The 12753-nt window shown below is 36.4% G+C and carries 11 protein-coding genes; all 11 read right to left on the bottom strand.

From position 1 onward, the window contains the following. Positions 1 to 217: 217 nt before the first annotated feature. The 11 genes from RRB46_RS09950 to RRB46_RS09900 are packed head-to-tail and all read right to left on the bottom strand — an operon-like array spanning position 218 to position 12733. The gene (locus tag RRB46_RS09950; protein WP_311538419.1) at positions 218 to 958 is read right to left on the bottom strand and encodes an SH3 domain-containing protein; all 741 of its coding nucleotides are present in this window, start codon (positions 956 to 958) and stop codon (positions 218 to 220) included. 38 nt (positions 959 to 996) lie between these two features. Further along, positions 997 to 1440, bottom strand: coding sequence for a phage holin family protein (locus RRB46_RS09945; protein WP_311538418.1), 444 nt, complete (start codon positions 1438 to 1440; stop codon positions 997 to 999). Further along, positions 1440 to 1601 carry a hypothetical protein gene (locus RRB46_RS09940; RefSeq protein ID WP_311538417.1) on the bottom strand — a complete coding sequence of 54 codons (162 nt, stop codon included), beginning with the start codon at positions 1599 to 1601 and terminating at the stop codon, positions 1440 to 1442. The genes RRB46_RS09945 and RRB46_RS09940 overlap by 1 nt, the downstream gene beginning before the upstream one ends. Further along, a complete protein-coding gene (locus RRB46_RS09935) occupies positions 1601 to 1882 on the bottom strand; it encodes a hypothetical protein (RefSeq protein ID WP_311538416.1) in 282 nt (93 codons plus the stop codon). The genes RRB46_RS09940 and RRB46_RS09935 overlap by 1 nt, the downstream gene beginning before the upstream one ends. A gap of 33 nt (positions 1883 to 1915) precedes the next feature. After that, the gene (locus tag RRB46_RS09930; RefSeq protein ID WP_311538415.1) at positions 1916 to 4093 is read right to left on the bottom strand and encodes a hypothetical protein; all 2178 of its coding nucleotides are present in this window, start codon (positions 4091 to 4093) and stop codon (positions 1916 to 1918) included. 53 nt (positions 4094 to 4146) lie between these two features. After that, positions 4147 to 4395 carry a hypothetical protein gene (locus tag RRB46_RS09925; RefSeq protein ID WP_311538414.1) on the bottom strand — a complete coding sequence of 83 codons (249 nt, stop codon included), beginning with the start codon at positions 4393 to 4395 and terminating at the stop codon, positions 4147 to 4149. Beyond that, complete coding sequence (locus RRB46_RS09920) at positions 4388 to 4594, bottom strand: hypothetical protein (RefSeq protein WP_311538413.1); 207 nt, start codon at positions 4592 to 4594, stop codon at positions 4388 to 4390. The genes RRB46_RS09925 and RRB46_RS09920 overlap by 8 nt, the downstream gene beginning before the upstream one ends. 9 nt (positions 4595 to 4603) lie before the next feature. Then, positions 4604 to 7582, bottom strand: a complete 2979-nt coding sequence (locus RRB46_RS09915; protein WP_311538412.1) for a phage tail spike protein — start codon at positions 7580 to 7582, stop codon at positions 4604 to 4606. Then, positions 7583 to 8413, bottom strand: a complete 831-nt coding sequence (locus tag RRB46_RS09910) for a hypothetical protein (protein ID WP_311538411.1) — start codon at positions 8411 to 8413, stop codon at positions 7583 to 7585. Next, positions 8403 to 12404 (bottom strand): phage tail tape measure protein, encoded by a 4002-nt coding sequence (locus tag RRB46_RS09905; RefSeq protein WP_311538410.1) that lies wholly within the window; start codon positions 12402 to 12404, stop codon positions 8403 to 8405. The genes RRB46_RS09910 and RRB46_RS09905 overlap by 11 nt, the downstream gene beginning before the upstream one ends. Then, on the bottom strand, positions 12401 to 12733 hold the full coding sequence (locus tag RRB46_RS09900) for a hypothetical protein (RefSeq protein ID WP_311538409.1): 333 nt from the start codon (positions 12731 to 12733) through the stop codon (positions 12401 to 12403). Before RRB46_RS09900 ends, RRB46_RS09905 begins: the two co-directional genes overlap by 4 nt. Between the last annotated feature and the right edge of the window lie 20 nt (positions 12734 to 12753).

Below are 12753 nucleotides of genomic sequence, written 5' to 3'. Positions count from 1 at the left end.
AAATTACTTTCTTTCTTACACTATTTATGGTACTAAAAAGACCTACCCCAGCACAGGTAGGTTTTACGTTATACATAAGAGTTAAGAGTTTCCTCTTTTCTATATATTTTTGTACTGTAGCCAATCGGCATAAACTTTTTTCTAGATTTTGATATACCACTACATCAGTAGTTTTTTTATTTACTAAAATTATACTTCTTTTCGTGTACTTTTTATCCTACACTCTTATCCAAGGAGTAGTATCCCCATACAATCTCCTATAAGCTACATATCTCCTTTGACCACTATAAGATATATAAGAAAGCCACCTATATCCATCACCCTCATATACAGAATCATAGTTTATCCTGTCACCTTTTCCATACTGAGCGACAACTGCTGCACTTGTAGATGGAGCACTTCTTACATTGCAAACTGCTTGAGTAATCCCATACCAATGTTCAGTCTTTATAAATTTGCCTTGGATAGGTCTAGAGGGTTGAGCATTTAAAGTTTTTACAGGAGTATTATCTCCAGTATACCTTAGCACACATGTCCATGGGTAATTTTTATAACATGATACACATATCTCTCTGCCAGTTTGATCTCCCTTTCTTCTTCCTATTATGCCACCTACTTCATCTATTTTAGCTCCAACCATTTTGCCGTTACCAATATAGATTTCTGTATGCCTTCTTGGATTTAGCAATATATCTCCACGCTTAAGACCTGCTCCAGTCCTTAAATTAACTGAGTTGGTAACATCTATAAATCCATGCTTAAGGAACACACTATACATATTACCAGTATAAGTTGCTCCGCCTGTTTTAACAGGAATACCTGCCCTTTCTAAGACAGAAATCACTAATCCTGAGCAATCATAATCAATTGGTCCCCACCTGTCTATTTGACTGTATCCATGTCTGTTATCATTAGCAATTCTTATAGCTTCTTGTACAAATTGTTCTATCTTTGTCATAATTTCTCCTTTTAAGCATAAAAATAGACTAGCCTTAGCTAATCTTTATTAATTGTTATATTCTCATCATCAGATACATCTATCTTTATTTTTCCATCATTTTTAATTTGCACTAAATCATTATCTTTCATTTGCTTAAAAAACTGTCTAAACTTTTCTGGATAAGGTACTCCTATAATATCCAGGTTCTCTAATAAAGATAAGCCATATGATCCTATAAATCCTAGGCATACGAAGTAACTTATAAAAACATAATCAAGTGCCCTTGCATAGACTCCTATTACTGTCATTAGCATTAAAACTAACCCGTGTTTAAGCCATCCATTTGTAGATATTTTTGAGTCAAAGCTCTTAGTCTTGAAAGCTTTTACATATCCTGCAATTATATCAAAAACTATTAGCCATAGTAGGCAATGATAAAGGGGACTAGTAATTAAGTCCCCTATTTGTTTATGCAATAATTCTATTGTTATTTTTACCATTAATTCTCCTTACTCCATTCTTCAATTTGCTTTAGTATCTCTGCCTTATCATTTTCTGTAAGCTTTGGATACTCATCTAGTAAATCTTTATAAGTTTTTTTCTCTTCTTCACTTCTTCTTATGATAGTCCTGGCGAATATCCTTACTGCAAATCCTAACATTATATACCTCCCATTAACATAGTGATAGCTGACTCAATGTCTGTTAATCTATCATTGCTTAGATTTTTAGCTTGATCTACATTATCTTTAAACATTTCTAAGTATTCATCCTTACTCATCTGCACCTCATCATAAATATAAAGGTCAGACTTTTTTTCTTTGTCTTCGTTATTTTTATCTTCATAAGGTCTAATATTAGTATGGATATAAACAGTATCCTTACCGATAACAAGTTCTTTGCTTGCCTCCTTAGACCCGACTACATCTTTTAATTTTATCATCTATACCTCCTGTGAGTGTTTTGGTATTGACTACTAAAGGAACATCAAGCGAGCACTGATAGTCGAGTTGGAACTAGACGCGTCATTACTCGCATAGAGATTGAAAGCACCCCCGTCAGAATAAGCACTATAGCTACCACCTACAAAGGCAAATGCACTAATATATCCATAAACAACTTGTTCATCACAATAATAAGTACTACTTGAGCCACCACTAGCTTTTATTAAAAAACCCAATTCGCTTGTTCCTTGAACTTTTGTAGGAAATCCACTTACAAATCCTCTAAATCCAATGTTATATGACGAATAACCTGAACCGCTATCATTGAAATTATCGGTACCAATTAAGACATTAGAACTTCCACCGCTTTGCCAACCGTCACACCATTGTGATTTAGTCCCAAAAAAGTCTTCAATCCATTGGAATCTCACCTGGTCGGTGCCATTTGTTGTTCCAAAATCAACACCATTACCATTGGTTCCACCAGTCACTTGACCACGATTATATTCGCCAGTATTACCCTCACCTAGAGCTTTCTGTGAATCAAGATTCCCATATTTTAGCACATACATTGCTTGCAAGAAAGTCCATTGATAAAAAGCCAATTGTTCATATCCCGCCCCATTTGCCTGTGCAATAGTTCTGAATTCACCTATAGTTTTATTTCCTATAGAAAGTTTTCCAGTAATTGACCTTAGCTTACCACTTTTTTCACTGCCTAAATAAGCACCCAGGTAAAAAGCATCTCTTGGACTATCACCCCTAGAGTGTGCATAATACTTAAAATCAGGGTCATTAGGAGAATCTGTCATTGATACATAAACTTTTTCTCCTACAGTCTTTATCCTAAGACCCTTTCTTGGGAAACGTACCATAACATCCCCATCTTCAGGCTTTAGACCATTAAGTTCACTATCCTCTAATTCCCTAACTTCTTTACCATCTTTGAACAATACCAATTGACTTTGAAAGAAATCATCCCATTCAGGACTACCCTTTTCCATCATCTTTGCGTCATCTTCATAAGTGATACAGGTGAGTGGATTAGAATCGGATTGGTCAATAACAGCTGTCATAACCTTAGGTGGAAACAATTTATCATGTAGTTTTTGTACACTGCCAGCAAGAATCTTCCCCTGTTCAGCCGACAAAGCCTTATCCTTGCCACCACTTGTCAAGTCATCAACCACATCAACTTGTAAGGATTTCTTTTGTTCTTCTGTCAAATCATCAAATTTAACAGTCCCGTCTTGACCTTTCTTAACAATAGCTTTCTTACCATCTGTAAAAGTTATTTCCGTATTACCATCATCCAAAATCCTTGTAGATGACACATTTACACTCTTACCATCTTCAACAATCATAGTCTTACCGTCTGTAAACCTAACAGTATTTGTAGTGCCAGACTTAGTCACACTCGCTATATTCACAGAATTACCATAATCACCCTTTGGACCTATCTTTCCCCTTTGTACAGTCACATCAGGACTGTTATTATTAAAGCTTATAATCGTATTGCCATTAGAGTCATACCTGCTTGATACAACCTTGCTATCATCTCCTTTTTTGATAACAGCAGTCTTACCATCTGTAAACTTGATTTCAGTGTTTCCATCACTCAAAATCCTGTAAGATTCAACAAAAACACCCTTACCATCTTCTACAGCCAAGGTCTTTCCATCTGTAAATGTAACCTTGTTTGTACTTCCCGACTTAGTCACACTAGCAACCCTTACAGAGTCCCCAGGTCTACCTTGTTGACCTTTAATCTTTTCCGCATTTTCAAGCACAGCAAGTCTTATAGCTTCATTGGCAATATTTTTCGCAGTAGCCACAGCCACAACAGCAGACCCATTATCAATATAAGATTCATAGCCCTCATTAACTCTGACATATGCTTCCCCATCAGATGGAAAGATGTGGCCATCAACTTCTATATCAAGCGTATATAAACCTAGCCCCAAAGCTTCACTAATTGTAAAACTTACTTTATTTTTTTCAACTACACCAGTTTTACTCCATTTAGTTTTTCTATGCTTATTATAAAGCTTGATTGTAGCAGTTTTGCCATCTAAACCTAGATGACTCATTATATCTGAGCCATCATTATAGCCTAGTTCATATTCAAGTACAGACTTACAGTCTCCTTGTTTAATATTAACCCCACCTTTAACTTGCGACAAATTAAGAGTATTTAACTTGTTAGCCATAAAAACTCCTTTCTTTTAAATTAAAAAGAGCGTATCAAACCGCCCTTATTGTTTTATTTGTTTTCTATTTCTTTGATACTTGTTTCAATCTCCAGGATTTTAAAGGTATCTTCTCTTTTCAAGATTCTGGCTAGAGCTTCTTGCCCTTGGACAATCTCTCTAGCCTCATCTATAGACCCTAACCTTGTAGAATTTTCAATTGTACTAAAAAATGAAAGGTTCCCATTATATGGATCCATATATGCGAATCCTTCTTCACTTTCCTGACTAACTCTAGCTACTATAAATTCTTTCTTATTCATCTCTAGTTTCATCTCCTAGCTCCTTTTCTTCCTCATAAGAAATCTCGTTTTTATCCAGGATATTCTTAAGTCTTTCTATTTCTTTTTCATCTTCAGCTATTCTTTTATTAGCTTCTTCTAATTGAGTTTCTAGATAAAAGCTATCATAGATTTTTTGACTTGTTAAGTTTACATATTTTTGTATTATTTGTTCGTTCATTTGTATTCCTCAATATCCTATATATATTCTTTTTACTTTGTCAATTCGGTTATCTCTAATGACTAAACAGGAAGGTTCGTCATATATGCTAAATCGTCCGATTTCAATGTGACTTACATTAATAGATTGAAAATTAACATCGTTTGTATCGAAAGCTACTCTTCCTTTAAATTGAGTTCCGCTGCTATCGATTTTAATAGAGTGCCTTTTACTATAAGATTGATTTGAGTCGTATCTAAGATAAATGGACTCATCACTAACTATTTCTACCCCATCAACACCCAGTATATATCCTTGTTGAAAAATACCTCTATAAAAGTTAATGCTGCCATTCCTAGCCTGAACTGTAGTCCTATAATATTTATCTCCTGCAAAAGAATACCTCTCTCCTTTTGATTCGAAAGTCCCACTAATGTCTACATCACTATTGAAATTAACTTGTTTGGCATCAAAAGTAAATTTACTAGCTTCCTGCTTAAATATTGACTGGGCTTGGCCGTTTGTAACCTTTGTAGATAGCTCACTAGCTGTCTGTGATAGCCTACTAGACAGGTTAGATATCTGACTATTGACCCCACTGATTTTAGAGCTTACCTCGCTTGATATCATGCTAGATGTCTGAGTTTTTGTGGAGTAGTTTCTCTCAATATAAGACTTTACATCCCTATCCCCACTATCAATTAAATTCTTAACACTAGATATTTCACTAGCTATTTTATTATTAGTTTGCGTGCTAGTAGAATAATTTCTCTCAATGTAGGATTTTATATCCTTATCCCCACTAGCAATAATTGCCTTTACACTAGATATCTCACCTTTAATCAAGTCAGCAGTCTGTGTTTTAGTAGAGTAATTATCCTGTACATAGGTCTTAAGCTTGCTAGATTCGTTAGTTAGCAAGTTATTTACCTGGTTTTTGGTAGAGTAGTTACTATCTACATAAGATTTTAAGTTTCCAGTCTTACTATCCACGTCATTTCTTACCGCTGTAATTTGATTTGATACCGATTGACTTATAGAACTTTCTGTCTGTTTAATCTGACTAGATAGATTTGCGATTCCTGTAACATTCCCACTGATACGCTTGTTAACATCTTTAAAATTAACTTCAACATTGGTTGATAAATCTTTAATCTTGGTATTTATTGATGACTCAAACTTCCCTTGGCCGACCTTAAAATCCTGTCTAACGGTTTCAATCTCACCTGTAATATTTGATAATTTAGTTTCAACCTTACTTCCAAGCTCTTTAATTTTATTATCGGTTTCTCCACTAGCTTCTTTAATTTTTGTATCTACAGAGCTAGACAGACCAGTAAATCTATCATCAACCGACCCAGACAAACCTGATAACTTATTATCTAGATTCACGATATCGGTATTAAAATTATTTACACTATCGTTTATCTTCTCATTAATCTCGCTAATTTGATAGTTATTAGACAGGTCAATATCAACATTCCTCAAATATAAGGTAGACCCATCCCAATACATGGTATACTTATCAACCGAATCACCGATAAGAAAAGTGCCATCATCAAGATTCCACCTGACTTTACCGCCTCTAATCATGCCAGCGATTATAAGGTCAGCTACAAAGCCATCACCAGTGCCAAAGGTCTTAAAATCCCAATCGCCATTAGATTTTTTAGAGTTAGCAATCGCCATAGTCCCAGCACCGACATATATAACCTTGCTAGGATTATCATCTATATCCCTATCAAAGCTATAATAGCCTGCTGGCAAGCCATATTCATTGCCCTTTTTAAGCTCGTAATTGTAGCCATCCTGATTAAACATTGCCTCAGTCATAGCCTTTGTAACCCTATTTCTAAATGATAGGGTCATATCTCTTTGCTTGCTTTTAAGGGCTTCAATGTCAACCTTTAAAGACTTTTCTCTATCCAGCTGACTTTTTACAATCTTATCGCCAAATTCTACCTCGACATTCTTTGTTATCAGATTTCTTCTGACCTTAAAAATCCTGGTCATATAGTAGATACCTAGGTCTTTTCTTATAATCCTAACTATATCACCTACACTAGTCCTAGACTCTTTAAAAACCTTGCTTTTAAACTGCACTAGAGGCCTTGAGATGTTGACAAGAAAGTCATATCCAGCCTTGATTAAGTCTTCAGGCTTTTCTATATCTTCAAAGACTTGCACCTTGGTTCTTGGCGTCCCGTCTGAGAAGCCAAACTTCTTTGTAGCCTCCTTAAGCTCCAGATATTCTTGTCCTAGGGGCTTATCTATAGGGTCTCCCTTGCTTCTAGACCAGACTACCTCGTCAATTCTTATTCTTCTACCAAAAGTATCTTTGCTTTTTCCGTCTTCATCAAACTTTTCTTCGCCTCTACCTCTAGGGATAATCCTTGTATAGATTTCAGACTTATCAATCTCAGCCACTACTTCAAGGGCATTAGACCCATAGACGAACCTTTCGCCTGTGTCCTCGCCCCTGTTAGCTACTAATCTGACATATCTTCCCGATATTTTAGATCCGTCAAATGTAAGGTAAAAGTCTAAATCTAAACCCCAAGCATTAATCACCTTGGATAGAGCTTCAAGCCTACTTGAGTCATAAAAGTTAGTAGTTAGTAGGTCACTATCATCACAAATCCCTACCTTCCACCTAGAGCCTTGTAAAACTACCTCTAAAGCTGCACTAGCTTTGACTTGCTTTAATCTTCTATCCCTTATATATCCATAGGATTTTAATTCATCAAAAAGAATATGGATAGCCTGATAAGATACGTAAGTATCTTCACTAGTGGAAGATAGGACCTTATACATTTGGATTCTGTTAGGATTTTCCATGTCTTTATGGGCTACAAACTCGACATCATCCATCAAGTCTATATCCTTAACAAAAACACCAAACTCTAAAATCATCAAGGAGTTTAAAGACTCAGTTTGTATAGGTGATACAAGGCTATCAGAGTTAATTTCCCTTAATAAATTTTCTTTTTTATCAAAACAATATAGCATTTAAAAACTCCTAAACCTGTACTCAATTTCATAATCACACTCAGTATTAAGGCTTATAACTTCCTCGCTTTGAGCGTTAAAGTCTTCCTTATCACTTATAAGATTAAGGGCAGTCATGCCATTTAGACCATTGATTTTTACATCCTTATCAGGGGCAAAGTTAATTACATTTCCTGTTTTGAAGTTATAATCTAAAATCACTCTCAATTCCTGATTGTAATTAACCATCATAATTTTATCAGTAGCCCTCTTAGGTATTAGCTTTATATTTAAAATCTCGATTACATCGCTAGTCTTAGGCATCTGAATTTTACTTCCAGTACCCTTTATAGTCTTACTTTGCTTGCTATACTTCATAGGGTCGACACAAACTATCTTAAAGCTTGATTTGTAAGTGTTTGAGTCTTCTGTAACTTTCCCCATTTCAGTAAGTGTACCCACATAGTAATAGAGAGGGTCGTCAGTCCAAGCCCACTTGCTTTCTTCCTCCAGCAAATTTTTAGTAAGCCAAGTAAGATACTTTCTAAAAAGCTCATTATTGGGAGCAGTAAGCAAAAACTCCACTTCAATTATCACGTTTTGGACTGTAGAAGATATAAATTTATTAGCCTGTAAATTAGCCTTATTTGCCCTAGTCGCCTTGCTTCCAGCATTATTTTTAGAGCTATATTGCAAGGTTTCTATATCCCTTGCAATTATAGACCTGCCAGAAACATTAAGAGTCCTAAAGCCATCTAGATATTTATCTAGATTAGTTCCGTTTACTATAGTTTGGATAGAGGCATAACTTTTAAAAGCTGCCTCATTTGTATCAACAAACTTATATGTCAAAGTTAGCCTCCAATCTTAAATCCTTTCCTTGTTCTTGGGTTATATCCCTCGACATAGCCCTAAATTCGTTCCTACCCATCTTTAAGTTAAGCACTATAGGAATAGCCTGCCTGCTTGAATTAATTCCCATATATCTTGAATTAAAGCCAGTATTCACGCCTTGTATGCTATCACTCAATCCATCTACAGCCGAATTGACATATCTTTTAGACTTTTCAAGCCCGATTGCCAATCCCTCACCTGCATAAGATCCTAGACTCATCATAACCCTAGATGGAGAATGAATATTCAAAGCTCCTTGAATTCTAGAAGCAACGTTATTAGCTATGCCACTTGCCATGCTATAAATCGTATTTTGGGTAGCTGCTAAACCGTTATTAAAGCCTATACCAGCGTTATAACCTAGCGTATACATGCTATTTTCTAGCCCTTTAAAAGAATCAACAACACCGTCTGCAATCCTAGAGCTTGCACTTCTCATGCTATTTCCTGCCTGAACAAAAGCGTTGGCCATACTATTAGCCCCTTGATTAGTAGCAGATATAATCCCATTCCACATGCTAACAGCCTGTGATTTTATCCTGCTTGAGTGGTCAATATATATCCTATTTGTCTTATTAAGGGTAATGTTAAAAGTGCTGTAATACCTATTTAAAGAGTTATTAGCCACACTTATAAAGTTATTCCACATAGTCCTAGTCATGCTTGTAAGCCTGTTAAAAGACTGGGTAAAGGATGAATTTAGCCTGCTATTCATGTTATTTATGCTAGCAATTATCCTGCTTACCCCTTGATTAACAGTGTTAGCTATGCTATTAAAAGACCTGTTGAAGTTAGCCCCTAGCTTGTCTAAACCGCTATTTGCATTAGAGTTTATCCTACTTAAGCTCGCATTGATATTGTTAGTGATGTTATTAAAGGACTTGCTAACCGCTAGATCCATATTATTTGCAGACCTACTCATGTTTCTAGATAAGTTTTCATACTCCCTAGCAGTCGCATTGCTCATCTTACCAACATCAGCAGGTAATCTTCCCGACAATTCACTTGAAGACCTTTTGACATCATCGACACCCCTACCATATTTGGAGGACATATCGCTTTGAATACCAGAAAACTTCTTAGTCACATCGCTACTTATATCACCAGTAGCAGATAAGACGCTCGTTTTCATATCAGCCGACTTGCCACTAATAGTTTTAGTCCAGTCTTCTACATTTTGGGTAGTTTTGCCTGTCATCGCCAAGATATCACCCATTGTTTGGGTTTTCATATCTCCAACATTACGTATAACATCATCTTTTCCTATGCCGATATTTTTTCCCATGATAAGGCTCATGTCAGCAGTTTTATTGTCAATATCAGTTATCAAGCTATCCATGGTTTGGTTGATATCTCTGCCAGTTTCATCAGCCTTTTCCTTACCAGGGCTAAAAATACTAGTGAAGAAAGTTTTTACGCCACTTACAAGTGAACCAGTTAGAATTTTAAGGGTTTCAAGGATTGCAGTAGCTAAAGCCTTTACGATTTTAGCCCCTGCCTCAAGGATTGCAGGTAAATTCCTGATTATTCCTTTTACGATTGCTACAGTAAACTCTACACCGCTTGATATAATCTGAGGAAGATTTTCATTTATTCCTTGTATAAAGGTGATTACGACTTTAGCTGTAGTCTCCATCATTCTTGGGAGGTTATCCAGTATCCCTACAATCATGTTTTGGAGTAACTGCAAGCCAAGTGATACTAACTTAGGTAGATTTTCCTTAACTCCACTTAAAAAAGATAAAACTACTCTAGTAGCCACCTCTAAAATTTTAGGTAGATTGTCAATAATTCCATCACCTAAATTTAAAACTACCTGCATACCTGCAACAGCTAATCTAGGTAAGTTATGGACTATACCCTCAAGCAAAGACCCTATAAGTTCTAAAGCACTTCCTATAAGTTTTCCTGAGTTTTTGCTCAAGCTTTCCGCAAAGGATGATACAACCTCGATTCCAGCTTCAAGCAATCTAGGCAAGTTATTTGCTATACCTTGGATTAAGGTATTAATTATAGTTAAAGCAGAATTAATTAAGGAGTCCATGTTCTTTGCTACACCTTGGGCTAAAGATACAAGGATATCAGCTCCAACCTGTATAATTGCCCCCAAATTAGCTGCTATAGCCTGTGCCAGATGACTTACCATCTCAGCACCTTTAGTTACTAAATCAGGAAGTCTACTTGTAATTCCATCTCCAAGCTTTGTAATTATTTCAGGACCCTTTACTCTTGCAGTTTCTATAAGTTTATCTATCTGCTCACCAAACTTGGAGTATAAAAGACCAAGACCAGCTATAGCAATCCCCACCACCGAAGCAGTAAAAAGGGACTTCATCGCCACATTTGCTATAGTCACGCCTGCACTTACAGCAGTCTCAAATCCTTTCATATTTGGAATGACAAAACTTGTAAAGCTAGCAAAAGCATTGCCGACTTGACTTAAAACGCCAATTATAGGGCTAAAAGTTTGCACAACCTTGCCCCCTACTACTAAAGCAGGACCAAGGGCAGCCACTAAAGCCCCAACCTTAAGGATTGTTTGCCCTATAGCTTCTTTAGTTTCATCTGTTAAGTCATTCCATTTACTAGCCAATTCATTAAGCTTAGTTACAAGCTCTGTTATTGTAGGAGATACTACCCTAAAAATATCTCTAGCTATATTTTTTATGGTATTACCTAACATTATAAGTTTTGCACTTAAGCCTTTCCAAGCATCAGCAGCTTCTTTAGCTAGGTTATTTCCATTCAAATATTCGTCGTTAGCTTGTGCAATTGCATCCGCTAAAAGCTCATGGTTTTGGGCTAAAGATTTTACGGCATTAGTCTCCCTTATTCCTCTGATTCCTAATTCGTCAAGAACTTGAGACATTTCACCGCCTGATTTTTGCAAGTCATCAAGACCTTTCATAAAGGCTTGAATAGCTATCATAGGATCCTTACGCCAAGCTGAAGAAAATTCTTCAGCACTCATGCCAGCAACTTGAGCCAGCTTGTTTAATTTTTTCTCACTCTCTACAGCAGCTACAACAGTAGACTTTAATTCTTTTTTAGTAATGCCTATTTTTTTAGCTATTGCATATAATGCCTCATTTGCCTCTTTACCGCCTTGGTCTATCATGTCATACAACTTATACATGTCATATTCAGCGTTATTAAGCTTTTTAAGCTTTTTGTTTAATTCATCAATTCTTCCTTGATTTCCAACTGCATAATCACCTATTTTTTTCATGATGGTAGACATAGCAGTACCGCCTGCCTCAGCATTAATACCAACAGAAGACATAGCAGTAGCAAGGGCTAAAACACCAGGGGTAGTAACACCAACTAGCCTTCCTGAAGCAGCTAGCCTCTTAGACATCTCCATAATTTCGCCCTCCGAAGTAGCGAAGTTATTTCCGAGCCTAACAACAGCATTTCCTACTTGTCTAATGTTTTTACCTACATCTAGACCCATGATATTTGCAAATCTAGCAAGGGATTTTGCTCCCTCCTCGCCTGCTAAGTTAGTAGCCGAACCCATCTCAGCCATAACCTGAGTAAATTCTAGCAAATCTTTCTTACCATGGATACCAAGCTGGCCAGCAGTTTCAGCTAATTGCAAAAGCTCAGTAGTAGATAAAGGGATTCTAGATGATATCTTAGATATCTCATTTCCAAAATCCTTAAGGTCTTTACCCGACATATCAGTAGTCTTGCCTACGCCGATTAGCCCTTTTTCAAATTCAGCAAAGTTTTTGCCAGCAGCGGTAAAAGCCACACCCAAAGGTACTGTAAGCCCTTTAGTCAAGCTAGAACCTAGCTTTTCAACTCCTGACCCTATATTTTTACTAATATCACCAACCTTTTTAGCTTGATTTTGCAGTTTTTCAACAGATTTTGTAGCCTTATCAAATTGGGCAGCAAATCCATAATCGACCGCCGAAAGGACAGCTTCAACTTTATAACTCATATTTCGCCCTCCTTCCTTTTAAATTCTCTAAGTCTAAGAGCAATCTGCCTTAATCTATCAAATTTTTCTTCATCTTCCTTTACGCCAAGAATCTTTTTCTCAGCCTCTTCATAATCAAAGATTTCTTTTACATCCTTGACTACATAGTAAGATTTTTTGCCTTTTTCCTCAGTCGCTTTTAAGGCTCTTTTTACAAACTCAAACTCAATAGCTTCTTTCTTTTCATCAATCTTTCTAAGAGCGTAAGCCTGCATTAAAAGCTTATATTCGACAAGTGTTAGCCTCTCTAAGCTCCTTAAATCTATATCAAGGTATCTAAGGCCATCCAAAAGCAAATCACGATAATATA

This window comes from uncultured Anaerococcus sp. (assembly GCF_963512375.1).
Classification (GTDB): Bacteria; Bacillota; Clostridia; order Tissierellales; family Peptoniphilaceae; genus Anaerococcus.
The sequence above is the reverse complement of the archived record's forward strand: the minus strand, read 5'-3'. Positions and strand labels throughout refer to the sequence as shown.

Excerpts from the sequence above, each read along its gene's own strand:
- RRB46_RS09950 (WP_311538419.1), bottom strand. The coding sequence starts at position 958 with ATGACAAAGATAGAACAATTTGTACAAGAAGCTATAAGAATTGCTAAT.
- RRB46_RS09945 (WP_311538418.1), bottom strand. The coding sequence starts at position 1,440 with ATGGTAAAAATAACAATAGAATTATTGCATAAACAAATAGGGGACTTA.
- RRB46_RS09940 (WP_311538417.1), bottom strand. The coding sequence starts at position 1,601 with ATGTTAGGATTTGCAGTAAGGATATTCGCCAGGACTATCATAAGAAGA.
- RRB46_RS09935 (WP_311538416.1), bottom strand. The coding sequence starts at position 1,882 with ATGATAAAATTAAAAGATGTAGTCGGGTCTAAGGAGGCAAGCAAAGAA.
- RRB46_RS09930 (WP_311538415.1), bottom strand. The coding sequence starts at position 4,093 with ATGGCTAACAAGTTAAATACTCTTAATTTGTCGCAAGTTAAAGGTGGG.
- RRB46_RS09925 (WP_311538414.1), bottom strand. The coding sequence starts at position 4,395 with ATGAATAAGAAAGAATTTATAGTAGCTAGAGTTAGTCAGGAAAGTGAA.
- RRB46_RS09920 (WP_311538413.1), bottom strand. The coding sequence starts at position 4,594 with ATGAACGAACAAATAATACAAAAATATGTAAACTTAACAAGTCAAAAA.
- RRB46_RS09915 (WP_311538412.1), bottom strand. The coding sequence starts at position 7,582 with ATGCTATATTGTTTTGATAAAAAAGAAAATTTATTAAGGGAAATTAAC.
- RRB46_RS09905 (WP_311538410.1), bottom strand. The coding sequence starts at position 12,404 with ATGAGTTATAAAGTTGAAGCTGTCCTTTCGGCGGTCGATTATGGATTT.